Raw genomic sequence first — 24,827 nt, forward strand, 5'->3', positions numbered from 1 at the left:
GATAGTTAGTTGAGGCCCGTTAAGGCTGGGATAAATCAATTACTATTGATTTTATTTTGAGACTACAAGAGTGGTACCGCGAGTTCAAATCCCGTCTCTTATATGAGACGGGATTTTCGTTTTGATCTTTTGAAAATCAATGAAAATAGATATAGAAAATGAAACAATGTAGACTCGTGAAATGGAAGAAAAAGATGATTTGTGAGTTGCAAAAGCTATACATTATACCCGAAGTTCAGGGAATAGGTCTGTTGAAGAAGCTGATGAAAGTAGCATTCAACTTCGCCAAGGAAAACTTTTATATCAAAATTAAGGATTAGCTCAAGATGAAATTGCATGTTTATTAAAAATAGACAAGGTACAGCAGCTAGATCAATTTGAAAATTATGGGGTGATTGGGTGATAATCATTTCAAAATTCAAAAAATAATTGATAAATCGAATTAAAAAGCCAATTTCCTGTACGTTAAAGAAATTGGCTTTTTAATTTATCATCAGGTAGTTATTTTTAGCTGAAAAACTAGTAGTAGTAACATAGTACAGTTTATAATTGTTGAACATGCCACAACTATATCCGGTTTGTATGTTCAATAAATGAATTATCCCTTATTAAGAATCTGCAATGTTCTCCGTTTTCAGTTTTGCAAGTAACCCTTCTTACTTGTTCCGTACCTAATACTTCTTTAAACATTTCGGTTTCACATGCACAAGCTTTTTTATATTCTTTAGCAACAGCGATAATAGGACAGTTATACTCTATTAATTCATATGTGTGATCATCAACTTTGGATAGTTCTGCCATATAACCTTTACTATTTTGAATATCATTTAGCTTTCTAATCTTTTCATCAAAGCTCAAATTTTCTATTTGAGGAAGGTAGTTCTTTTTCTGTCTTTCACTTCTCTTTTCTAGGAGATATTCAATAACTTCTTCTCCATGTAATTCTTTAAGATCATGAAGGAATTCTACAGTCAAGTTTTCATAATTATTTGGGAAAAATTGATCAGCTTTTGAAGACAATGAATAAATAAGAAGCGGCCTTCCCATTGGTTGTCTAATCTCATTTATTGTTAGAAGGGAATCCCTCTCTAAAATATTCAAGTGTTTTCTTACTGCCATTTCGGTGATTCCTAAAGATTTGGATAGTTCATTAACAGTTAAATTTGCTTTCTTTTTTAATAACTCCATTATTTTATCTTTAGTTGAAATTCTACCATTCAATGTTAATCCACCTGTCTTTTTTCTATAATAAAAATCTTTTTATTATAGAAAAATATTAATATAAAACTTTCAAATAAAAAGTTTAACAACATAGTAAAATGTATTTTAACATACATAAACGTCTTTAATAAAGGCGATGCTCAATATAAAAATTTATATCTTATTTTTAAACTTGTTTGTATTTGTATAAACTTCAACAATATATTGAAATTATAAATAAGGAAAAATTACCGTAATCTTAGGTATGAAAAGTATTGAGAGATTTGTTATGAATGATAATAAAGAATCTTTAGTTAAAGAGGTAATGAGTAATTATCCAACTGTTGTCGAAAACGGTCTGTAATTCATTCTCTTTGGTTCTATAGATGTGTTAGTTATTTTATGGTTAATTGATAAATGGGTTTCGATGTATGATTCATTTATTAAGACAGAAAAATTTGCTGCACATGTACTATACGGTAATCAGAGTCATAATTTTCTCTTTTTTTTAAAACATTAGATACTTTTTAAACTTTTTAGTTGAAAAAGTATCTAATGTTAAATTATAATCAACTTTGTAATATAAAATAACTTACATATTAGGAGGAAGTATAAAATGTCTAAATTTGAACTACCTGCTTTACCTTATGAATTCAATGCACTTGAACCATTTATTGATGAGCAAACGATGATTATTCACCATGACCGTCACCATGCTACTTATGTGAATAACCTAAATGCAGCACTTGAAGGACAGAATGATTTGGGTAATCAACCTGTAGAACAATTAATTTCTAACCTTGATGCAGTGCCTGAAAACATTCGTACTGCTGTCCGCAATAATGGTGGTGGCCATGCAAATCATAGTCTATTTTGGAATATCCTTTCTCCAAATGGTGGAGGAAATCCAACTGGTGAAATTGCAGAAGTAATTGAACAGGCTTTTGGAAGCTATGATTCATTTAAAGAAGAATTTACTAAAGCAGCAACTGGCCGTTTTGGCTCTGGCTGGGCTTGGCTTGTTGTGGAAAACGGACAATTATCGATTACAAGCACAGCTAATCAAGATAGTCCGCTAATGGAAGGTGAAAAACCGATTCTAGGTCTTGATGTTTGGGAACATGCTTATTACCTAAACTATCAAAACAAGCGTCCAGATTATATTGGTGCTTTCTTTAACCTTATTAATTGGGATGAAGTTAACAAACTCTATAAAGCTGCATTAGTGTGATCAGACGGTACGTAAGACCTGAGATGGAGACATTTTTTTCATCGCGTATGTATAGAAAACGCATTTTTTCCCTAAAATGCGTCTGGTTACTAATTGAAAAAAGTGTATACAAGGCTTCTTTCAGCTTATAGCTACCTAATTGATATTCATACTTCAAAGTAAGGACTTACAATTTTTTAACCCTAATGACATTAAGACTTAATAATCTTTAATGTTATTAGGGTTTTAATAATAAAACCCCAATAACATATTTTGAAAAACTTCAAAAAAGATGATAATAAAAAAATCTTAATAAGATTGAATGAATTACATAGAAAAGCAATGGAAAAATAATAAGTAAATTAGAAATAACAGAGCGAAGAGACTTTCCAATAGAATAAGATGAGAAAAATGGAGGTAGTGAATATATGAATTTAAACGTATCGAGAGAGGCAGCAGAATGGTATGCTTCAGAAATGGATTTGAAACCAGGAGATTATCTTCAATTTGTCGTTAAGATATATGGAGGGATACCAACTGTCCATCCGGATTATTATCTTGGTATTTCAATTGGAAAAGAAGGAAGTATTGGTATAAAGAATGTAGTGGAAGGAATAACATTTTATTTTAGTGTTGAAGACTCATGGTTCTTGAAAGAATATGATTTGGATATCATTAAGAAAGATAACGATGTCGAATACATTTTCAAATAAATTATTGGTGCAATAAATAAATTTAACTTCTACTTTTTAAATGAAATGGTTACAATTAGTTGTTGATGACTATGGAGAATCATCTTTATACTATTCTCATACATAAAATAAGGGAGATGAAGCGTATATGCAACATGCTATAAATCAAACAAAAGAAAGTAAGGAAATTCCAGTATATTCAAGGAATAACCCATTTCAAGCGAAAGTTCTCAAAAATATTAATTTAAATCGTGTTGGCTCAAGTAAAGAAACAAGACATATCGAATTATCTTTAAAAGGTTCAGGTTTTTCTTATATTCCAGGTGATACTCTAGGTATTGTTCCAGTAAATGAACAAGAACTAGTGGAATCCCTTCTTGCAGAAATGAAGTGGGACGAAGAACTGGTTGTAATTATTAATAAACAAGGTGATACGCTTCCATTGAGAGAAGCATTGACAACATACTTTGAGATTACATTACTAACAAAGAAGATTTTACAACAAGCTGTAGAATTCACTGCTAATGAAGCATTAAAAAATCTTGTGTCTATAGAAAACGCAACCGAACTAAAGAAATACATATATGGACGTGATTTACTTGATATGCTAAGAGACTTTGGACCATGGAAGTTTACCGCTCAAGAATTTGTATCACTTTTAAGAAAAATCCCTCCACGTCTATATTCAATATCTAGCAGCCTTGCAGCTACCCCAGATGAGGTACACTTAACGATTGGTGCTGTACGCTATACGGCTCATGGGAGAGACCGAAAAGGGGTTTGTTCGGTTCAATGCGCGGAACGTGTTTCAGTAGGTGATACACTCCCTATATTTATCCAACCAAATAAACATTTCAAACTGCCAGAGTCGGAAGAGATAGATATTATCATGGTTGGTCCAGGAACTGGTATCGCACCACTTCGTTCATTTATTCAGGAACGTGCAGTAAACAGAGTAAGTGGAAGATCATGGCTATTCTTTGGAGATCAATATTCAGCAAAAGATTTCCTTTATGAAGCTGAGTTAGAAAAATATCAAAAAGAAGGTATACTGACAAAATTAGACACCGCATTCTCCCGTGATACAGAGAAGAAAGTGTATGTACAACATAAAATGCTTGAAAATAGTAAGGAATTATATCAGTGGCTGCAAGATGGAGCACACTTCTACGTTTGTGGAGATAAGGAAAAAATGGCGAAAGATGTTCACGAAACTTTGATTACTATTATTGAACAAGAAGGCAATATAAGTCGAGAAGAAGCAGAAGCACAATTAACAGTCATGCAAAAGGAAAAACGATATCAGCGTGATGTGTATTAATTTTATTTAGGGTGACAGCGCCAATAAGTATTGGGATGGTTGTGGTTCGACGGAAGCCTTTGCTATTAAACATTTTTAATGCTGTAAAGAGCTTAAATAAAATTTTATATTATAAATAATTACTTAAAAAACCCTAACATTCAAATAAACATTTGAATGTTAGGGTTTTTTTAAGTACAATATATTCAAACGATCATTTGAATATATGTAAACAAGGGGATGATAAAATGGCCACTTATAGTAATACTGTTTTTGAAATTATTAATTAGTTTTTAGAAATGGATGAGCAACAGTATATGGGTTGGCATAAAGACCACAAAGCATTTCGATTAGTTAATGACACAAAAGGGGTAGGTCGAGCTTCCTATTTGAAGGAGTATTTCAGTTCCTTTTTCATTATTAAAAGGAACATATCATTTTAATTTGAAGAACAAGTAAATGGAACAGTAATAGCAAGAGATATATTACTAACGTATTTACCGAAAGAAATACTATCAATTAGTTTGACAAGTATTAAGAAATTAATATATCACACGCTTATATATGAGTATATGCTCATATACGATAATTAGATACGGTATTATGAATTCTCGGTGTGTTTTGTAAAAAGGGTAATAATAAAATAAATTGATCCAAATTTAGGGGGAAGAACAATGGGACATGATCATAATCATACTCACAGTGCAAATAAAAAAGTATTGTTGATTTCATTTATAATTATAACGGGTTATATGATTATTGAAGCCATGGGAGGGTTTATAACAAATAGTCTTGCCCTTTTATCGGATGCAGGGCATATGCTAAGTGATTCAATTTCTTTAATGATAGCCCTTATCGCATTTAAATTAGCTGAAAAATCAGCAAATCATAGCAAGACATTTGGCTATAAAAGATTCGAAATTTTAGCGGCTGTATTAAATGGTGTCACTTTAATATTGATAGCACTTTATATTTTTTATGAATCGATTGAACGATTTGCAAACCCGCCAGAAGTAGCAACAAATGGAATGCTCATTATTAGCTTTATTGGTTTAATGGTGAATATTCTGGTTGCATGGATTATGATGCGCGGCGGAGATACGAAAGAAAATTTAAATATGCACGGAGCTTTCTTGCATGTACTTAGTGATATGCTAGGTTCGGTAGGTGCGATAGTGGCGGCATTACTTATAATGTTTTTTGACTGGGGTTGGGCAGATCCATTGGCAAGTGTAATTGTTGCTATTCTTGTTCTCAGAAGTGGTTATTTTGTAACAAAAGCTTCTATTCATGTATTAATGGAGGGAACACCACAAAATGTGGATGTGGATGATGTTGTACAAACAATCGAAAGGACCCAAGGGATTCAAAGTATTCATGATTTACACATATGGTCAATTACAAGTGGTCTGAATGCACTTTCTTGTCATGCTGTTGTGAACAATCACCTTACTATTAAAGAAAGTGAAAGAATTCTCCGCAAAATTGAACATAACCTTGAACATAAAGGAATTACACATGTGACCATTCAAATGGAAACTACAGTACACAAACATGACGATTCAATCTTTTGTCAGGCAAAAAATGAACCGGTACATGACCATCATCACCATTAATATTATTAATATGAAGCGACGTAAAACATACCTTTACGTCGCTTTTTACATGGGAAACTGGTCAACAGTTTGTTAGTTAGCTTGGGAGTGTTGTCGCTTCGTCTATTGTCGGCATTTGAAACTAACATGGTCGATTTTCAAAATATGGAGATTCGCTTTTTTATATGAAATTTTGAATGTTATCACTTAAACTATAGGGTACGTTAGTTCAATAAGCTATAAGCGAGTTTAGGAATAAACCCATATTTTCGTTACTCCATTGCAGATCTATGTGATTTAGTACATTATCTGTAAGTTGACATTGTTTGCTCATTGATACTTTGATAAATTATAGCAGGTACTTCTTGAAGTGAGTTTACTGTCAAAAAAGCACTGCTATGCTCAACGTTAACTTCAACAACGTTATATTGCCATTCTGTTTCAGCTGGAATATATATTGCATGGATATCCATTTCAAGTGCTGGAACAATATCAGTTCTTAATGAATTTCCAATCATCCATGTTACTTTAGGGTCAGCATTAATTGTTTTTAAAATATCCGATAAAGCTGTCGTATCTTTATGTTCCGAAATAAAAACGCGATTCTCAAAATATGTAGCGAGTTCTAACTGGGCAATTTTCCTGCGTTGATTAGCCTCATCTCCACCTGTGTGTAAATATAATTCATGTCCCTCTTCTTTTAAAAGTTGTAGTGTTTCGTTCATATACGGAATTGGTTCAACAGGAATTTCAAATACCTTTAACCCTAATTTTCTTAAATATTGGATTTCGTCTTTCTTCTTTTCCTTCCCTGTTAAGTCACAAAAGTATTTATAAGTACCAATAAATGACTCGGGAAACCGTTCCGATTTTAGACCATGTTGACTAATCGCTGCAACATCAATTTGAAGTTGTTTCTGTTTTATTTCTTCCTTGGTTATGGAGTCAAACCATGTGGTCATTTGGTCAGCGAACTCACCTATTACTTGGTTAAAATATCTATTACAGTATGCTAACGTATCGTCGAGGTTAAATAAAATATTTTGTTTTTCCACTTTTTACTCCTTTCCGATTATTTTAAGCTCTAATTATTATCTCACTATGTCAAAGTTAATATTACATGAAGTTAAGTTTAAGCAGTATGTAGGTAAATGCACTCTAAAAACAAGGTTTTCTGGCCACTGCCTATGGGAAGTATAAGCATAATCTCTCTTTTAAACCTTTTAAGACTTCTTCTGGAACCTCCCTGACCTTGATATCATCACCTAGGAAAAGTAGCCAATTTGTTATTTCAGTCAATTCTTCGGGCTTATTAACATTGATAAAAGTCTTTAGAATGGCGGTGGTTTGGTAAGGATTCGTATAGGAAATTGAAACTTTTAAAGGGTGGTATTTTTTGAACTGGGCAATCGCTTTTGGACCAAGTTCAAGGACAAGGTTGGTTACTTCTTCCTGCTTACTTAATTTTTCTAAAATCTTTTTCTTACTTAATCTTTTTTTCGACGGGTAGGGTTCGACATTGGTGAGATTGTCGACAGGAAAAATCTGCTTCTTTTCTTCCTTTAAGTCAAAGCCTTCAATCAGCCAAAGGCTTTTTTTATGATAAAGGTGCAAGAGATAAATTGGATAAGACTTTATTACCTTCTCTTCTTCGATGGTAATCAATAAATAGCTATCCAAAAGAAGAACTTGGATGAGTTTTTCTAACATGGGATGGGGGAGGTCTGACAGTTCAAGTAAGTCAGGATTATTCGGGTTGGTCCCTTCAAATAGCAAGATTTGATTTAAAAGAACAAGGTCATCTTGCTGGTTTTCTGAGATGAGACCGAGTAATTTTTCAGCTAAAGACTGACGACTCTTTAGATAGGGAAGTTGTTGATTTCTTGTGGCCATAAAGGCAATAAAAAGAGCTTTGACCTCATTATCGGTAAAGCGAACATCGGGCAGGATAGAATTGTGCATGACAAAATAACCCCCATCCCTTCCAACTTCAGCGACAAGTGGCATCCCCATGGCTTCAATTTCTCTAATATCTCTAATAGCTGTCGAACGAGAGATGTTGAATTCTCGCATAATTTCAGAAATTGTAAAATGGGAGCGGTTGTTGACATATCGCATGATGATATTAATCCGTTCAACTTTTTTCATTTGGACTCCTAAACAGTATCATTTTTTGACATGATTTAAGATTATGATATACCTATCAATTGAATAAGTCAAAATCATTTGATTAATTTAAAAAAGAGGAAGGTTTTGAATATGGCAGATTATATCTTAGAAGAAAAAGACAGATTTACTGTTTTAGGTTTTGGAACTGAGCTTAAGAGCGATTACACAGACTTTGCTGGCTTAAACAAGGAAAAGTCAGACTTTTGGCAGGCCTTCAGCCAAGATGGAAGGCTTGATACTTTAAAATCCATAGCCACGAATAACTACGTTTTTGCCGTGAACGAAGCGGTGAATAATAAGATGATGTATTATGCGGGAGTCATGACAGAGGCATCAGCACCAGCACTAGGAGAATCTAGAATTATCCAATTTCCTAAGGGGGAATACCTAGTTGTGAAAGGGGAAGGAAAGACCGCTGATGAATTGAATAATAAACTTGCTGGCCTAGCCTTCGGTCAAGTCTTACCAGAAGCAAAGAATTTTGCCTATGTTGGTGGACCAAATGCAACGGTTGAGATGGGGCAGCGAAACGGTTTAGTCTTTGGTGAAATGTGGATTCCTGTTGTTAGGAAATAAAGAGATAACTGGAGGGATGGAAATGTCCTATATCGTTGATTTTAAAAATGTGTCTACCGTTGGTTTAGAATTTTCACCTGTAGTAGAAGCGCTTGCTGGTTTACGTGCTAATGAAGCCCGCTACTTTATGAACAAATACACACATGAATTTACAGTTGTACCAACTAGCGAAAGCCAGGAGACACTTGATTATGTGAACCGAATTTTGAAAGAAGAACGTGATATTGAGTTTGCAGCCAAACCGTTAGAAACGTCGCGTTTTCAAGTGGAAAATATCAAATTTGCCTACGTCTTTTATGAGGACGGTCTTGCGGTAAACGTCATGTATACAGTTGATGATCCTAAGAAGCGAGCGGTTGGTTTTAAGCTTTCTGAGGGGATGGAGGTACCAAAGGAGTTAGAAGGGAAGTTTAAGTTTGCTAGGCAGAAGTCTAAACTGGCTGGAACAATTCGTGGCTCGTTTTTTGTGATCAAAGGAGAATATTAGAGTAGGCAAAAGCCCAAGTGGAGGAATCCAGCCAATTTTGTACTTGATCATTCTTTTTCTTCATTGAAATTAGTGAAAACCCAATGGATGTAGCTATTCTCCTTGGTAACTTCTACTTTGCTAATAGGGATTCAGGGGAGATAAGGAAGGAGTCTTTATTATGTTTTCCAAGGATTAGAGACTATCCAGAAAATTGTTTTGGATTTAGGTATTTTTGATCAAATTTTATTTCTACGCTAAAATTACACAACTTTATTTTTAACCCCGTCCTACATTTAGAACGGGGTTATGCTTGTCTGAACTTTTAAAATTAAACAATTTTATTATCTCTCCACATAATTGTTTGTGAAAGTACAAACGAAAGAACAGCAAAATCAATGCTTATCCTTCATTTGAGCTAAGCGTGGAAATAAATCATAATTAGGTTCTTAATGTACTCATGGTTCATGGTCTGATTATTCTCTTTAACCTAAGTCCACTCCATGTTTAGAACCATCAGGACTTCTTGCAGGATCTCCATCTCTTAACTGTACTGGTTCTTTAACTTTATTATTACTTGATAAATCAGATGTTGCTTGTTGTTTTGTACTTGAATTACCGGTTATTCCAAACCCAACATTTTGATTTTTCATATCTATTCACCTCCTTAAATCTATGATTGATTTTTAGGTGAAAAAAAACAGGTAATTTTATGTAAATTGAAGAGGGTATAGAAATTTAACAGGTTAATTATTGATTTACCTAAGCAGGTCTATAAGCTGAAGTTATTTTTCATTAATTTTAATGTAAGTGAATATATCGAGAACGAACGTTTGATAATGATATTAAAAAGAAACATATTTATGGAATATTTAATTGAACTTATTTTTGTTATTCTTTTAATATTGGAAATGGGATAATCATTTCTCTTCTCACTGAATCAATTGAGTTTTTAGCGTTATACTTCATTGCTTCCCTTAAAAGTCTTGAGAAAAGTAATAAAGGGAGTATTCACCATCTACTTTATTAATCTTTATTTTTTATAAATAGTATTAATTTGTTTATTTTCCTACATTGATTGAAAAACTGTTTATAAAAGAAAATTGTACAAGCAAGTTTAAGGAGAATAATGATGATAAAAAAAGCCTTTATTTCGATTAGCTATTGTATATTGCTGAGTAGCTGTATTCCTCCGGAAACGGTTGATGAGGTTCAAATTGTTGAAAGTATGGGTTATGACTTAGCAGAGGGAGATAAATTTCAAACAACTGTGGCTGTAGCTATATTTAAGCCTAGTGAAGGTGGTTCCGAATTTAAAAGTGAAACGATTGATTTTAATGGCACTTCCAGATTTGGAAGCCTTATCGATATAGAAAGAAGTTCATCGAAACCTATTGCTCGCGGAAAAATGTTAGCCAGTTTATTCGGAGAAGATTTGGCGAAAAAAGGTATTGAGAGAGTTTTGGAAAAAAGGGATCCAACAATTGGGAAAAGAATGGATCTTTGTGTGATCGAAGGAAACGTTAAGGAATTATTAGAAGGAGATTATCCTTTGGACCAGACAGTTTCCCGATATATAAAGGAACTCCTTAACCAAAGAGAAAAAAGAAATTTACCTAATACTAATCTTCATAAATTTATGTATAGTTATTACTCAAAAACGCAGGATCCTATTATGCCATTATTAAAAAACATCAGGATAAAATAGAGGTATCAGGACTTGCACTTTTCAATGGCGACAAATATGTCGATAAACTTTATCCAGATAAACTACTCATTTTTAAAATGCTTTATGAAAATGTTAAAATGGGTGATTACGAGGCATCTCTTGAAAATAATCAACATGTGGTACTAGAAACAATAAAGTCTAACGTAGATTATAGGATAACGAACTCAATGACAAATCCAGTTATTAAGATTAAAGTTCAAATGAGTGCATTCGTGAATGAGACTGTCTCAAGCGTTGAATATCATACGAAGTCGGATATAGAGAAGCTTGAAAGGTTATTAGAGAAAGATCTTACGGAGAAGGGTCAACAAATGATTAAACAATTCAAAGAACAAGAGATCGACCCTCTTGGTATTGCAGATAGGGCAAGAAGTCAAACGAGGGGATGGAAATCGGATAAATGGGAGCAACTGTATCCGAATGCTCCAGTTCAAATAAATTTCACTCTCGATATTATTGAATCCGGAATAAGTTATTAATAAATTTAGAAAAGTTCAGAAGGAGATAACATCAGTATGTTTAGTTATCCCTTTTTAGCCTGTAAATAATTTTTTGTGCTAGAAACAGAAATGGTATGTAGCCGTAAACAATATAAAAACTAATTTCACTAACTAAATTACTTAATTGTTCTATGCTTGTCCGTTTATTAATAAACCCTGAAACAATTGCTATTATGAATATGATAGCAATGAGCAGAATTTTTTTATTAATTGTAACTAATTGTGATATTCCGTGATGCACTCCCCACAATATCACACAAAGATTTGGCAAAACGATAAGTAACCATGCGGATAAACCTAAATGTTCAAATCTTTCTAAAACCGGGAGCTCAATAATTTGCCATAAAACGACCGTACTCCATAAAGTATGCTGTAATTGTTCTTGATTATAAAATGTAAAAGTAATGATTGCCACATAAACATAAATGATGGTAGTAAAGATAATAGCTAGATGAGCCCATTTTGCAGACCTTTCAGGATTTTTAATAAATGGATAAAAGAGTAATAATGATTCAAATCCAACCATACTTAGTGTTACTTCTTTCGATGAGAGTAAAATATCTTTATAACTATGGTCCATTATAGGAAAAAGATTACTATAATGAGCAAATTCTAAAGGAAATAACATTGATAATAATATCGGCAGCATATAAAGAATACTTAAAAAACAAATACCAGTAACTACCCGAAACCCTTTGATAACGAAGTAACTAATTACTAAGAGTAAAATTAAAGAGAAAAAAATGGACTTAAATGAGGAAATATCCACACTTGTATGACTTCAATATATATACGTAAAGTAAAAATACCGAGGATCAAAAAATAAGAGATAAAAAGCAAACTAAGAAAACCGCCAACCCATTTTCCGAATAGATCACGATGGATTGCGATTATATCTCCTTTTCCCTTATTTAAAATTCGATATAAGAGCCATATAAGGATATGAATACTTAAACCTGAAACAATAATCGAAATCCACGTATCATACCCAGCATGTTGACTCATTCCTCTTAAGTCAAAAAGTGCTCCCCCTCCTAATTGCATCGAATTAATGACGTAAAAGACAAGAAAAGGTGAAATGAGAAGATTTTCCTTTAGAAGATTACGCATATCCTCACCAAATTTCTATCGGAGCTTGTCACTTTTATTTATTTCCTGTAAAAACTCTTTCTTGTGACTAATCTCCAGAATTTTTATTTTTCATTATCATGCTTTTCATTAATACGTTTAGCATTTGCACGGTTAGGATCTTCAGGCCTTTGATAGATCGGCCGTTTAGCTTGCCGATTAAAAGGCAAACGGAAAAAAGCATCTTTTAAATCAGTTAAACGCGGCGGGAAAATCGGTTCTATAAAAGGTCTTCCCAAGGATATTAAATTTAACAGATGGCCGACCATAAAAGCAAAGAAAATAGCAATTCCCGTTAATCCCCATAATTGAGCAAACAAAATAAATGGAAAGCGTATTAAACGGATTGTGTTGCTCATTTGGTAAACAGGTGTTGTAAAGGATGCAAGCGCTGCTAGCGCTATAATTATTAATAAAATGCTGCTCGTTAAGCCGGCATCTACGGAAGCTGTCCCGATTACAATACCGCCAACGATACCGATTGTTTGGCCTACTTTCGTTGGAAGTCTTGCCCCGGCCTCTCGTAATAGTTCGATAACCACTTCCATTATTAATACTTCCATGACCGGAGGGAAAGGTACATCTGCCCTCGTAGATATTAAAGTTGCTAATAAATCCATTGGGATCATTTCATAATGATGTGTCAAAATTGCAACATAAAAAGGTGTTGAAAAAACCGAGAACGTTACTGCGAATAAACGAAGTAATCGAAAGAATGATGACATATGCCAAATTTGAAAATAATCCTCGAAAGCCGAAAAAAATTCAACGATTGTAATCGGCGCATAAAGAGCGTGTGGTGACCCATCAACAATTATCGCAATTTTCCCTTCCGTTAATACTGCACTTAGACGATCAGGACGTTCTGTATCAAGCAGCTGTGGGAAAGGTGAATTTTTATTATCAGAAATCATTTGAGTAATATAAGAACTATCAATAATATGGTCATACTCAATATCAGAAATCCGTTGTATTACGGTATTTATATTTTCTTGATTCGCGATACCGTCAATATAGAGAATGGCGATTCTTGTTTTTGATAATTTTCCTACCTCGATTTCTTTTAATTGTAATTGTGGTAGGAGAAGTCTCTTTCTAATTAAGTTGATATTAGTATCAAGTGATTCCACAAAAGCTTCTTTAGGCCCTACTACTGTAAACTCAACTTCAGGCATTGCAACTTGTCGTGTTTCAACTGTAACTGCAGAGATCAAAAGACATTTTGTATCATGCTCATTAAACTGGATCATAATTGACCCGGACATAATCTTCTTTTGGATTTCCGTAACATTTTCTGTAATTAATTTTTGTTCGATCGGAAGTAAATTTTTTATATCATAAATATTAGTAAAAGAATGCTCAGTTAAATAAGGAAAAACATCTCGATGAATGAAGTCTGGGCTCACCATTGTCTTTAAGTAGCTAACCCAGCATGAACCGTTCTTTGTTTCAAACTCAAAACGATTAAAGTCTTTTGATGGTTTTAAAGCTTTAATTAAATCTTCAAGATTACCTTCAGTATTATGTTTGATAGATTTCTTTTTGGTTTGATTAAGCCACTTTAGCAATGAATAATTTCCCCTTCCCCGGATATTGCAGATAAGGAACGATTTTAATATAAAATAGCTTGTTGATGTGTAATTTTTTCTATGTATAAGCATGTCCAAATAATCTTTTCTTTATTAGACAAAAATATGTAATCTTACGATTTAATTTGCAAATGAGTAGTGAACCAAAAAATAAAAGGCAGACCTCGTGGATCTGTCCTTTACATCTATTATTTTCATTAATTAACGTCCGAATCAAACATCTACCAATCCCGGATCAACCTCATTATTAGAGTTTTCTATTTCAGGAGATTCAGAGTAATTCTTGATATCTTTGAAATTAAAGTAAACGTTCAGGAGGATGGTGGTGAAAGTACCTGTAAAAATGCCGTTTCCGAATAATAATTGAATGATCTCAGGCATTTTATCTAATAAGCCAGGAATAACACTTATACCAATGCCCAGGCTGACGCTGTAGGCGATGATTAGTAAGTTATTATTATTCGATAAATAGTGAAAAAAGCAGACTTGTATAGAATGCTAATAAAGTGAACCCCTTAAGGCGATAACTGGTCAGTCAACATATTAAAACCATTGTATTATGTTTTTCGGTATTTATTAATCAGCCGGCACTGTGAATTGCCTCTAAACTTTATAAGGAAAATAAGATAATAATAATGAAACTTATAAATAAAATATAGAGGATACCATTAAAAACTAAATACATCCTTTTTAAAAGTAGTCCTGTGAGGCTTCAAAGAGAGGAATAACAAGGTGGCTAGCATCCGTGTTAGTCTTACGAACTATAATCTCTTTATGCGCTCATAAAGAGATTTTTTATTGAAACCGTCAATTCTTCCATACTAACAAACAAGACATGATGAAACGGAGACAGCTTAATTTGGCGAAAAATCAAGCGATCATTTTGGAAACCTACTGATGCATTTGGATTAGCTTGACCAAGTCTAAAAGTAGGGATTAAAGCAGATTTAACTGTCATACATCTAGAAGGTGAAAATAAAATTGATCCTAATCCCTTTTTATCAAAAGATAAAAATATAACATTTACTGGATCTGTTTTAAAAATGTCCAGCACCAACAGGTTTTAGCGGAAACATAGTTTGGAGCATAGGAGGAAATTGTTTATGAAAAGACAATTAGTATTAGAAGACGGAACAGTATTTATTGGAAAAGGTTTTGGTAGCGAGAAAGAAACAATTGGTGAAGTTATATTTAATACAGGAATGACAGGATATCAGGAAATTTTATCTGATCCTTCCTATTGTGGTCAAATTGTTACATTAACATATCCATTAATCGGAAACTACGGAATAAATCGAGATGATTTTGAGACAATTACTCCATTTATTGAAGGATTTGTCGTAAAGGAATACTGTGAGTTTCCATCTAATTGGAGATGTGAATATACAATTGACGAATACTTTAAATTAAAAAATATTCCAGGTATTTCGGGTGTTGATACGCGCAAGCTGACAAGAATTATCCGTCAGCATGGCACACTTAAAGGTACGATTTGTGATATTGAAGAAAACCCTGAGGAAATCATCAAAAATTTACAAAGATATGAACTTCCAACAGATCAAGTCAATAAAGTGTCAACAAAAACACCTTATCCAAGTCCTGGAAGAGGTCATCGTGTAGTGCTAGTTGATTATGGAATGAAGCATGGCATCCTTCGTGAGTTGAATAAACGAAACTGCGATGTTGTTGTTGTTCCACATACGATCACTGCAAGTGAAGTAATACAACTCCAGCCGGACGGTATTATGCTTTCAAACGGACCGGGGGATCCGAAAGATGTTCCAGTTACAATTGAAATGATCAAAGGAATCTTAGGGAAAATACCTTTATTCGGTATCTGCTTAGGCCATCAACTATTTGCATTAGCATGTGGAGCTGATACTGAAAAAATGAAGTTCGGGCATCGTGGTTCTAATCAACCTGTAAAAGAACTTTTGCTAGGCAAGGTTGCAATTACTGCTCAAAATCATGGCTATACAGTAACAGAAGATTCAATTAATAAGGATATATTAGAAGTTACACATATTGGCTTAAACGATGGCACAGTTGAGGGGTTAAAACATAAAATTGCACCTGCATTTACAGTACAGTATCATCCAGAAGCATCACCGGGACCAGAAGATGCAAATAGTTTATTTGACCAATTTTTAGAAATGATTGAATCAAATAAGAAAGCAGGGATTAAATAATGCCAAAACGCCAAGATATCGAGAAAATTTTAGTAATTGGATCAGGTCCAATTGTTATCGGTCAAGCAGCAGAATTTGATTATGCGGGTACACAAGCATGTTTAGCATTAAAGGAAGAGGGATATGAAGTTATTTTAGTAAATTCAAATCCAGCAACAATTATGACGGATCCAGAAATTGCTGATAAGGTCTATATCGAGCCGTTAACAGTAGAGTTTTTAAGTAATATTATTCGTAAAGAACGTCCCAATGCACTTCTTCCAACATTAGGTGGTCAAACAGGTTTAAATATGGCAGTCGAGCTTCATGAATCAGGTGTTTTAGAAGAATGTGGAGTAGAAATTCTAGGTACAAAGCTATCAGCTATTAAGAAGGCAGAGGACCGTGATCTGTTTAGAACATTAATGAACGAGTTAAATGAACCTGTACCAAAAAGTGAAATTATTCATAACCTACAAGAAGCGTATGATTTTGTAGCTCAAATTGGCTATCCTGTCATTGTAAGACCAGCCTATACATTAGGTGGAACTGGCGGGGGAATCTGCAACAATGAGGAAGAACTTATTGAGATTGTTAAAAGTGGATTAAAACACAGTCCAGTAACTCAATGTTTATTAGAAAAAAGCATTGCAGGCTTTAAAGAAATTGAATATGAAGTAATGCGTGATTCTAATGACCATGCCATTGTTGTGTGCAACATGGAAAATATCGATCCAGTAGGAATACATACTGGGGATTCAATTGTTGTTGCACCAAGTCAAACATTGAGCGATCGTGAATATCAATTATTGAGAAATGTTTCATTGAAAATCATTCGCGCACTGAAAATTGAAGGTGGATGTAACGTCCAGCTAGCTCTTGACCCTTATAGCTTCCAATATTATATTATCGAAGTAAACCCAAGGGTAAGTCGTTCTTCAGCTCTTGCGTCAAAAGCTACTGGTTATCCGATTGCAAAATTAGCTGCAAAAATTGCAGTGGGTTTAACACTTGATGAAATGTTAAATCCTGTTACTGGACGGACTTATGCTTGTTTTGAACCAGCACTAGACTACATTGTTACTAAAATTCCTCGCTGGCCATTTGATAAGTTTGAATCTGCAAATCGTAGATTAGGAACGCAGATGAAAGCTACTGGTGAAGTAATGGCAATCGGACGTACATTTGAAGAATCAATCCTTAAAGCCGTTCGCTCATTAGAAATTGATGTTTATCATTTAGATTTAAAAGATGCAGTTAAATTTGATGATGATTTAATCGAAAAACGAATCCGCAATGCTGAAGATGAACGTCTATTTTATTTAGCTGAAGCGATTCGAAGAGGTGTATCCATTCAGACAATTCATGAATGGAGTAAAATTGATTTATTTTTCCTTGTGAAATTTGAGAATATTATTAAATTCGAACAAAAATTAGTAGAGAATCGTTATGACCTGCAAAGCTTGTATGAAGCAAAAGAATTAGGTTTTTCTGACTTGGTGATCGCAAAAATTTGGAATACTACCAAATTAGAAATATATGAAATGCGTAAACAAGCAGGTATCATCCCTGTCTATAAGATGGTTGATACTTGTGCAGCAGAATTTGAATCAGCAACACCCTACTATTATGGAACATATGAAGATGAAAATGAGTCAATTGTGACATCAAAAGAAAGTGTAGTTGTACTAGGTTCAGGTCCAATCCGAATTGGGCAAGGGATTGAATTTGACTATGCAACAGTTCATTCAGTGTGGGCAATAAAAGAGGCTGGATATGAAGCGATCATTGTCAATAATAACCCTGAGACAGTATCAACAGACTTTAGTATTTCAGATAAATTATACTTTGAACCATTAACGATTGAAGATGTTATGCACATTATTGATTTGGAAAAACCTAAGGGAGTCGTCGTTCAGTTTGGCGGTCAAACAGCGATTAATCTTGCTTGTGAATTAGAAGCACATGGAGTGAAGATTTTAGGAACTTCACTTGAAGATCTCGATCGTGCCGAAAATCGTAATAAATTTGAACATACGTTACAAACACTTGAAATTCCACAGCCATTAGGGAAAACGGCAACTTCTGTAGAGGAAGCCTTAAAAATAACTACAAATATTGGTTATCCAGTATTAGTAAGACCTTCTTATGTCCTAGGTGGTCGGGCAATGGAAATTGTTTATCAAGAAAGTGAACTTCTTCACTACATGGAGAATGCAGTAAAAATAAATCCACAGCATCCGGTTTTGATCGACAAATATTTAACAGGTAAAGAGATTGAGGTTGATGCTATCTCTGATGGAGAAACAGTATTAATACCTGGAATAATGGAACATATTGAACGTGCTGGTGTTCACTCTGGGGATTCAATTGCTGTTTATCCACCACAATCATTGACTGCAGAAATTAAGCAGAAAATTGTTGATCACACAATTAAAATAGCAAGAGGATTAAATATTATTGGTCATTTAAATATTCAATTCGTTATTTCAAAAGAAGAAGTGTATGTTTTAGAAGTAAATCCAAGATCAAGCCGTACAGTTCCATTTTTAAGTAAAATTACAGATATCCCTATGGCTAAGCTGGCTACAAAAGTCATCTTAGGTAACAAGCTGCCACAATTAGGATTTAAAACGGGATTACATCCTGAAAGCAAGGGTGTGTATGTTAAAGCACCGGTATTCTCCTTTGCAAAACTACGTCGCGTAGACATTACATTAGGACCTGAAATGAAATCGACAGGTGAAGTTATGGGGAAAGATATTACATTAGAAAAGGCCCTATATAAAGCGCTAGTTGCATCTGGTATCAATATTCAAAATCATGGTTCCGTCCTCTTAACAGTTGCTGATAAAGATAAAGAAGAAGGAGTGGAAATCGCGAGAAGATTCCATCAAATCGGCTACCGTATTTTAGCAACGAGCGGTACAGCTGAATTTTTAGGTGAAAAAGGAATACCAACGAAAATCGTTAATAAAATTGGCACGGATGAGCCAAACATACTTGAAGTAATTCGAAAAGGTGAAACGCAATTTGTAATCAATACACTAACAAAAGGTAAGCAGCCTGAAAGAGATGGATTTAAAATTCGTCGTGAGTCTGTAGAGAACGGAATTCCTTGTTTAACATCACTTGATACAGCAACAGCAATATTAAGAGTGTTAGAGTCAATGACGTTTTCAATTGAAACGATGACTAAACAAAGTCAACTTCTTAAGTGAGTTTAGTCTAGATTTGAAATAAAGTCGTACCGTTTATAAAAAGGTTGCACTGTTTTACCCCTTTGGATATGGCTTATCTAAAGGGGTGTTTTTATGGTAAAAAGGAAAAGAACGTCTGAATTGAAATATCGATTAAGAACTGTTGAGTGATAATAAGTTATTTCATTAAAGGACGCTGTTAAGTAACAAAAAAGTTGTTTAATAGAATGACTCGCATTTATTAAACAATCGATGCAGATTGTTTAATAATGGCTAATGAATAAAGAGCAGATAGTTGTGACATTTCATATATAATAAAGGGTGAAATACATATTAGGGGAAAGTGAGTGAAGAAATGCCTAAAGTCAAAATAAATAATGTAGAATTGTATTATGAAGTAAAAGGTTCTGGTAATGCAATTGTTTTTACACATGGTGCTTCATGGGATCATCGACAATGGAAACCACAGATTGATGAATTAGCTAAACAATACAAAACCATTACGTGGGATGTACGTGGACATGGTCAATCTTCATTACCAAAAGGTAAAGTGGACTCTGAGGACTTTAGCAAAGATTTAATTGGATTATTAGCCCATTTAAATGTAAAACAGGCTCATCTTTGCGGCTTATCAATGGGAGGGCATATCTCTCTTCAAACAGCAATTAGGCACCCGGAATTTGTAAAATCACTTATATTAATTGGTACGCCTTTTACTAATACATACAATTGGTTTGAGAAGGTATTTGTTCCCATAAATCGATGGTCAAGCATTTTTATACCTATGAGGGTAATGGCAATAATTCAGGCAAGAATGCTCTCTAAGTTCAATAGCAAAAACAAACAATATATCAAAGAATCGGTTACCTCAATACCTTTAAACCATTGGATACGTATATGGAATTCAGTTTCCACAATGGAAAGTGGGAATGATTTACATGAAATAAGTTGCCCCACCTTAATACTTCAGGGTGATCATGACACAATGACAGAAAGACAACAACAAGAAATGGCTAAACGTATTCCCCTATCCAAATTGGTTTATATAAAGAACGCCCATCATGCTACAAACCTTGATAACCCAACCCAAGTTAACAATGAGATTATTAATCACTTATCAGAAATAGAAGCATAACTCCAATAAATGCTGCTTACAATCTTCTTCCATTGTTAGATAGCGGAAGAGGGTCTTTAAAGCCGCTATTTTTTGATTAATCGCATCTTTCTCTCTAACATAAGCGAGAAGAGTAGAGGGGGATGATTTCATAAGTTTAAAATCCATATATTCTTCTATATAAAAAAGTATTTCCTTAATGAACTCTGTATTGTTAGATAAATTAAGCTGTCCCTATGTTATGTCAACTATTTCAGATCGGCGCATACCAGTCGTAGCAAGTAGCTTAAACATGACATTATTCCTTTTAGGAAGCCGACCTGTATCACTATCAAGAAACTTGAATAACTGCTGTAACTCAGGCAGGGTCATATAAACGGGGAGTTTGTTATTAATATGCATGAACTAAATTGTCCAATTTTCTAAGTTTATATTGGATTATATTTCCTAAAACTTATGTTGAAAAATCTATTAGGACTTTGATCAAATCATTTCTTTATAAAAGAGCCTTCCTATCGAATTATTAAAGAAGACAAGGGTTGACTCGACAACTCTATACCCAATAGAAAATGCTCTAAAACGGTTTGATGAGTTAGTGGAAGAGTTTTCAAAATTTTAATTCAATGTAGGATTTGCACATAAGTTCTTATGATTGCAAAGAAAAAACAAAAGAGAGGTAAATAATTTCTAAACCTCTCTTTAATTTCCTTACTTTAATACATAAATATTTAATTCTTCCATCTCTTCAGCAATTACACCACTCAAACTATGTTGACCTTCTGCATCATGTCCAAGCTCCCATAACATCATTCCACCAAAACCATTGTCAAGTGCAAGCTTCGTTTTCTTTTGAACAGTTTTTTCACCGTTATAATGATATGTTGTTTCATTCATGTTGACAGTATCGCGTCCTGCATTTTTTGGATTTCTTTCAATGATTGCCGCATACGAGACTTGCTTAATGTCTTTATTTTCTGGTTGTGCATAAAAGGGAATTCCTAAAACAAGTTTTTCTTTTGAAATATTGTGGTTTTCAAACAAGTTTGTCCAATAGTTTACAATATTTTTAGTATATGAATAAGGTGACAAATTAGCTGCATTATATCCACCATCCCATTGACCGTCATAAGCCATAATATTTACGTGGTCAACATAATTAAACATAGATGGATCATAAACTACATTATTAATTTCTGTACCTGTGACACTATGAACTTTTGCATTTACTGCTATCGACAATTCTTTATTCCTGTTGTGAAGCTTCTCATTTAAGCCTTTAATGAAGACATTTAGATTTAGAGCATCATTCTTTGAACGTGGATGTTCAAAATCTATATCTATGCCATCTAGATTTTCACGATTTGCAAAATTCACTAACTCACTAATAAGGTTATTACGAGAAGCAGGATCCGCAATTGCTTCTTTAAAATACATATACGATTCTCCGCCAGAAATGTGGTACCAACCACCTACAGCTAACATTACTTTTGTGTTATGTTGATGTGCTTTTGAAACAATTGCTCGTAGGTTATTCAATGCAGATTCTCCATTTAATAAAATTTTCCCATCAACAGTTGGATGTGCAAAGGAGAAAATAATATGTGTTAAATTCGAATAATCAACCAGATTAGGATCACGAAAATCTTGAATATAGCCAATTAATTTTTTTGTTTGTTTTGTTTCCAATTTTGGTATTTGTTTATTGATAGGATTTTTTTCAGAAAATGGTGCAATATGCATTTTCACGTTCTCAGCCTTTTCTGTGTGTTCTTGTTCATTTTTAATAGTAGAAAATAATATTCCTGAATAAAAGCCACCCGTAAAAATAATAACCACAACTAATAAAAGGAGGAGACTTCGTTTTTTCATAGATGCATTCCTCTCTAAAATTTTTGAATATAAAAATTGTAACAAATAAGTAGATATATAGGGGATGGTAATATCAAGCATATCGCATTCTAAAAGGGGGATGCATAGAATTCAAATATTGAATAGGGTGTATAAATTGCGGTATTTTATTTTGTAAGATGAGAACAACGTCTTACATATTTTCGCAAAATGAAACTGAATCTTTTCTATTTAAATCAATTTTTATTATACATTAGAAGCTTGCTTTGCATTTTCTATCAAGTTTCCAAACACCTTTCCATCTTTAGTTTAAACTTATATGATGCTTTAGGAAAAGGAGAACAGGTTTATATATCTTTAGATAAGGATGAAAATCCACCTGTTTATCGGGTATATCACTGTGTTAGTGAACAACCCGATGAAATTTTATCAGTAAAAAGATTAATTGCTAATTCTCTATCTGAGTTATTTAATAATGCGAAGGTAACCTTTCCTCTTCTTACTTAGGTGATGTCTGTCGATTGAAACTGAGCCGTTTTTTTCAAAAGTCGTATTTCTAAACAATAACGTATTGCCTATTTGATTAAACTTTATTTTAAAGCTAAAACTGTTCTTCTTTTGATTCTAGAAAAGCATCGACTGATTCATCCAATAATCTTTCCCGATTTGGGTCTTCATTGACATTTGTATCCACTTCCATTGTTTGTTTGAGTATTCCATATATATCATCTTCTTTATTTAATCGATTAACTTGATTTTTATGTAGGACTGGATTATGGCGATTATTTTTTTGATTTGGCATATAATCTCCTTTTGAAACAGATATTTTATATTAGTATGAACAATTGATTCAAAATAAAATCTAATATTACATTTAGGGATAGAATCAGGAAAATGCGGATTTACAATGCTAAGATAGAGTTGTTCCACAATTGGGCCGGATTACTGAATAGGGTTTTGCAAGAATAGCAAAATATCCTTTGATTAATAAGCCTTTGAGAGAAGCGGATGGTTAACTGAACATGATATAATGAATTCGAAAGGTTTGTTTTAAAAAATGAAGGATTTGCTAATTTAAGGAGGGAATAGAATGTTTACATCAGTAAATGATTTCTTAAACGAATGGAAACAAGAAGCAGCTGTTACCCAAAAAGTGCTGGATGTACTGACAGATGAATCATTGAATCAGGAGGTTTTTCCAGGGTTATACAGCATTGGAAGCCTGGCTTGGCACATTACTGGAGCAACTTACTACTTTCCTTCACAGGTTGGATTAAAATTTGAGATTCCTGATCTTCAAAAAGAGGCACCGAAATCAGCTGCTGAAATCACTGAGACATACAAAACAGTAAGTCAACGGTTAACACAAGCTTTTTCTGAACAGGTTTCAGATGAAAAAATGACCGAAATGGTAAATTTATTTGGAAGGGACATGCAGGTTCAGGCTGTTTTCCGTCTGCTCATTCAGCATCAGGCTCATCATCGCGGACAATTGACTGTCCTTATGAGACAAGCAGATTTGAAAGTTCCTGGCGTATATGGTCCTAGCAAAGAAGAATGGGAAGCAATGAATGCTCAAAAGAGCTGATATTGTCATAATAAAAAAAGCCGGCGTCTGCCGGTTTTTTTTATTATATTTGTAGAATGAAGTTTGTTTAATTATCGATCTCCTTTTTTAATTCTTCTAATGTTGAATTAGTGTAAATCGACATTGTATTTAAAGAGCTATGTTCCAGTTGTGCTTGTATCATATGTAGAAGATTAGTAATTAGCCTTTATTTTATATTCTGAAAAACACTTATACATAAATTTTTGTTATTACCTAGTTTTCAAAAATCATCTACATATCCTGTATAGATTTAATGGTTTCCAAAATCCAGGAAGTTTATCAATGGAGTACCATCAATACTAATTAAAGATGGAAAGATGATGTTAGAAGAGCTAAGAAAAGCTAAGAAAAGCCAGATTAACGACAGATGAGATTGAAGGTGCACTTCGCCAACAAAAAATAGGAAGTGTCCAAGATATTGAATTAGCAATATTAGAGCCCAATGGTAAAATATCGACTATCTTGAAGCCAAATAAAGCACCTTCAACCAAAGAAGATATTCAAAAAATTTTGGATATCTTAGCTGGAAATGGTATTCGTCCTTCATCACAAAATCAGTCTGAAGCGAAAACGCCGCCATTATTTCAAGAAGCTTATGACGAGGCAGACATAGTGGACTATAAACCTCAGCCCCATTAAATAGGCTGTCTTTTTTGTCATCAGTACAACAATATTGCACAATACATAAGCGTTGCTCTTTAACTAACGGATGCTTTAGCTGAATAAGAATTAAA

Annotated in this window: 20 protein-coding genes and 2 pseudogenes; 13 read left to right on the forward strand and 9 right to left on the reverse strand. The window is 33.7% G+C overall.

The genetic code is table 11. The annotated features are described in order from the left end of the window. Window positions 1-567: 567 nt before the first annotated feature. Window positions 568-1,221, reverse strand: coding sequence for a helix-turn-helix transcriptional regulator (locus BFA01S_RS03600; RefSeq protein ID WP_082799839.1), 654 nt, complete (start codon window positions 1,219-1,221; stop codon window positions 568-570). A 595-nt stretch (window positions 1,222-1,816) separates the two neighbouring features. Here BFA01S_RS03600 and BFA01S_RS03605 point away from each other — a divergent pair. From BFA01S_RS03605 to BFA01S_RS03620, 4 genes are all read left to right on the forward strand, one after another. After that, window positions 1,817-2,431, forward strand: a complete 615-nt coding sequence (locus tag BFA01S_RS03605; RefSeq protein ID WP_066225868.1) for a superoxide dismutase — start codon at window positions 1,817-1,819, stop codon at window positions 2,429-2,431. Between the two features lie 407 nt (window positions 2,432-2,838). Further along, window positions 2,839-3,123: a HesB/YadR/YfhF family protein gene (locus BFA01S_RS03610; RefSeq protein WP_066225871.1), complete on the forward strand. Its 285-nt coding sequence runs from the start codon at window positions 2,839-2,841 to the stop codon at window positions 3,121-3,123. Window positions 3,124-3,250: 127 nt separating this feature from the next. Next, a complete protein-coding gene (locus BFA01S_RS03615) occupies window positions 3,251-4,423 on the forward strand; it encodes a sulfite reductase subunit alpha (protein WP_066225873.1) in 1,173 nt (390 codons plus the stop codon). A gap of 653 nt (window positions 4,424-5,076) precedes the next feature. Then, entirely contained in the window at window positions 5,077-6,018 is a 942-nt protein-coding gene (locus BFA01S_RS03620) for a cation diffusion facilitator family transporter (RefSeq protein WP_066225875.1), read from the forward strand. 284 nt (window positions 6,019-6,302) lie between these two features. Here BFA01S_RS03620 and BFA01S_RS03625 read toward each other — a convergent pair whose 3' ends face one another. Both BFA01S_RS03625 and BFA01S_RS03630 read right to left on the reverse strand, forming a co-directional pair. Further along, the gene (locus BFA01S_RS03625) at window positions 6,303-7,052 is read right to left on the reverse strand and encodes an HAD family hydrolase (protein WP_066225879.1); all 750 of its coding nucleotides are present in this window, start codon (window positions 7,050-7,052) and stop codon (window positions 6,303-6,305) included. Between the two features lie 130 nt (window positions 7,053-7,182). Continuing rightward, the gene (locus BFA01S_RS03630; RefSeq protein WP_066225881.1) at window positions 7,183-8,145 is read right to left on the reverse strand and encodes a helix-turn-helix transcriptional regulator; all 963 of its coding nucleotides are present in this window, start codon (window positions 8,143-8,145) and stop codon (window positions 7,183-7,185) included. 111 nt (window positions 8,146-8,256) lie between these two features. On the opposite strand from BFA01S_RS03630, the gene BFA01S_RS03635 reads away from it, so the two are divergent. Both BFA01S_RS03635 and BFA01S_RS03640 read left to right on the forward strand, forming a co-directional pair. After that, the gene (locus tag BFA01S_RS03635; RefSeq protein ID WP_066225883.1) at window positions 8,257-8,742 is read left to right on the forward strand and encodes a GyrI-like domain-containing protein; all 486 of its coding nucleotides are present in this window, start codon (window positions 8,257-8,259) and stop codon (window positions 8,740-8,742) included. Window positions 8,743-8,764: 22 nt separating this feature from the next. Further along, a complete protein-coding gene (locus BFA01S_RS03640; protein WP_066226087.1) occupies window positions 8,765-9,229 on the forward strand; it encodes a phage tail protein in 465 nt (154 codons plus the stop codon). Between the two features lie 464 nt (window positions 9,230-9,693). Here BFA01S_RS03640 and BFA01S_RS22240 read toward each other — a convergent pair whose 3' ends face one another. Continuing rightward, on the reverse strand, window positions 9,694-9,861 hold the full coding sequence (locus tag BFA01S_RS22240) for a hypothetical protein (protein ID WP_156483523.1): 168 nt from the start codon (window positions 9,859-9,861) through the stop codon (window positions 9,694-9,696). Window positions 9,862-10,340: 479 nt separating this feature from the next. Between BFA01S_RS22240 and BFA01S_RS03645 the strand changes: the two genes are divergently transcribed. Beyond that, window positions 10,341-10,916 carry a Ger(x)C family spore germination protein gene (locus tag BFA01S_RS03645; RefSeq protein WP_066225885.1) on the forward strand — a complete coding sequence of 192 codons (576 nt, stop codon included), beginning with the start codon at window positions 10,341-10,343 and terminating at the stop codon, window positions 10,914-10,916. Next, on the forward strand, window positions 10,913-11,416 hold the full coding sequence (locus BFA01S_RS03650; RefSeq protein ID WP_235842962.1) for a Ger(x)C family spore germination C-terminal domain-containing protein: 504 nt from the start codon (window positions 10,913-10,915) through the stop codon (window positions 11,414-11,416). The genes BFA01S_RS03645 and BFA01S_RS03650 overlap by 4 nt, the downstream gene beginning before the upstream one ends. Window positions 11,417-11,456: 40 nt before the next feature. Here BFA01S_RS03650 and BFA01S_RS03655 read toward each other — a convergent pair. From BFA01S_RS03655 to BFA01S_RS22735, 3 genes and pseudogenes are all read right to left on the reverse strand, one after another. Further along, window positions 11,457-12,547, reverse strand: a pseudogene (locus BFA01S_RS03655) (GerAB/ArcD/ProY family transporter). 83 nt (window positions 12,548-12,630) lie between these two features. Then, window positions 12,631-14,133 (reverse strand): spore germination protein, encoded by a 1,503-nt coding sequence (locus tag BFA01S_RS03665; RefSeq protein ID WP_066225898.1) that lies wholly within the window; start codon window positions 14,131-14,133, stop codon window positions 12,631-12,633. Window positions 14,134-14,926: 793 nt separating this feature from the next. Beyond that, entirely contained in the window at window positions 14,927-15,208 is a 282-nt protein-coding gene (locus BFA01S_RS22735; RefSeq protein WP_169800429.1) for a hypothetical protein, read from the reverse strand. A 49-nt stretch (window positions 15,209-15,257) separates the two neighbouring features. Here BFA01S_RS22735 and BFA01S_RS03670 point away from each other — a divergent pair, with 49 nt between their 5' ends. The 3 genes from BFA01S_RS03670 (at window position 15,258) to BFA01S_RS03680 (ending at window position 20,657) form a co-directional block, all read left to right on the forward strand. After that, window positions 15,258-16,343 carry a carbamoyl phosphate synthase small subunit gene (locus tag BFA01S_RS03670; RefSeq protein WP_066225902.1) on the forward strand — a complete coding sequence of 362 codons (1,086 nt, stop codon included), beginning with the start codon at window positions 15,258-15,260 and terminating at the stop codon, window positions 16,341-16,343. Beyond that, on the forward strand, window positions 16,343-19,543 hold the full coding sequence (gene carB / locus BFA01S_RS03675) for a carbamoyl-phosphate synthase large subunit (protein WP_066225907.1): 3,201 nt from the start codon (window positions 16,343-16,345) through the stop codon (window positions 19,541-19,543). The genes BFA01S_RS03670 and carB overlap by 1 nt, the downstream gene beginning before the upstream one ends. Before the next feature lie 322 nt (window positions 19,544-19,865). Further along, complete coding sequence (locus BFA01S_RS03680; protein ID WP_328014406.1) at window positions 19,866-20,657, forward strand: alpha/beta fold hydrolase; 792 nt, start codon at window positions 19,866-19,868, stop codon at window positions 20,655-20,657. A 687-nt stretch (window positions 20,658-21,344) separates the two neighbouring features. Here BFA01S_RS03680 and BFA01S_RS03685 read toward each other — a convergent pair. Together BFA01S_RS03685 and BFA01S_RS03690 are read right to left on the reverse strand one after the other, a co-directional pair. Continuing rightward, window positions 21,345-22,505, reverse strand: a complete 1,161-nt coding sequence (locus BFA01S_RS03685; protein WP_066225910.1) for a glycosyl hydrolase family 18 protein — start codon at window positions 22,503-22,505, stop codon at window positions 21,345-21,347. Window positions 22,506-23,085: 580 nt separating this feature from the next. After that, the gene (locus BFA01S_RS03690) at window positions 23,086-23,286 is read right to left on the reverse strand and encodes a hypothetical protein (RefSeq protein ID WP_066225913.1); all 201 of its coding nucleotides are present in this window, start codon (window positions 23,284-23,286) and stop codon (window positions 23,086-23,088) included. 288 nt (window positions 23,287-23,574) lie between these two features. On the opposite strand from BFA01S_RS03690, the gene BFA01S_RS03695 reads away from it, so the two are divergent. Together BFA01S_RS03695 and BFA01S_RS23720 are read left to right on the forward strand one after the other, a co-directional pair. After that, window positions 23,575-24,072 carry a DinB family protein gene (locus tag BFA01S_RS03695; RefSeq protein ID WP_066225916.1) on the forward strand — a complete coding sequence of 166 codons (498 nt, stop codon included), beginning with the start codon at window positions 23,575-23,577 and terminating at the stop codon, window positions 24,070-24,072. Between the two features lie 369 nt (window positions 24,073-24,441). Next, window positions 24,442-24,732 (forward strand): annotated as a pseudogene (locus tag BFA01S_RS23720) (YetF domain-containing protein); the annotation flags it as partial. Window positions 24,733-24,827: the final 95 nt, after the last annotated feature.

It is taken from the genome of Metabacillus fastidiosus NBRC 101226 (genome assembly GCF_001591625.1).
GTDB classification, from domain to species: Bacteria; Bacillota; Bacilli; order Bacillales; family Bacillaceae; genus Metabacillus; species Metabacillus fastidiosus.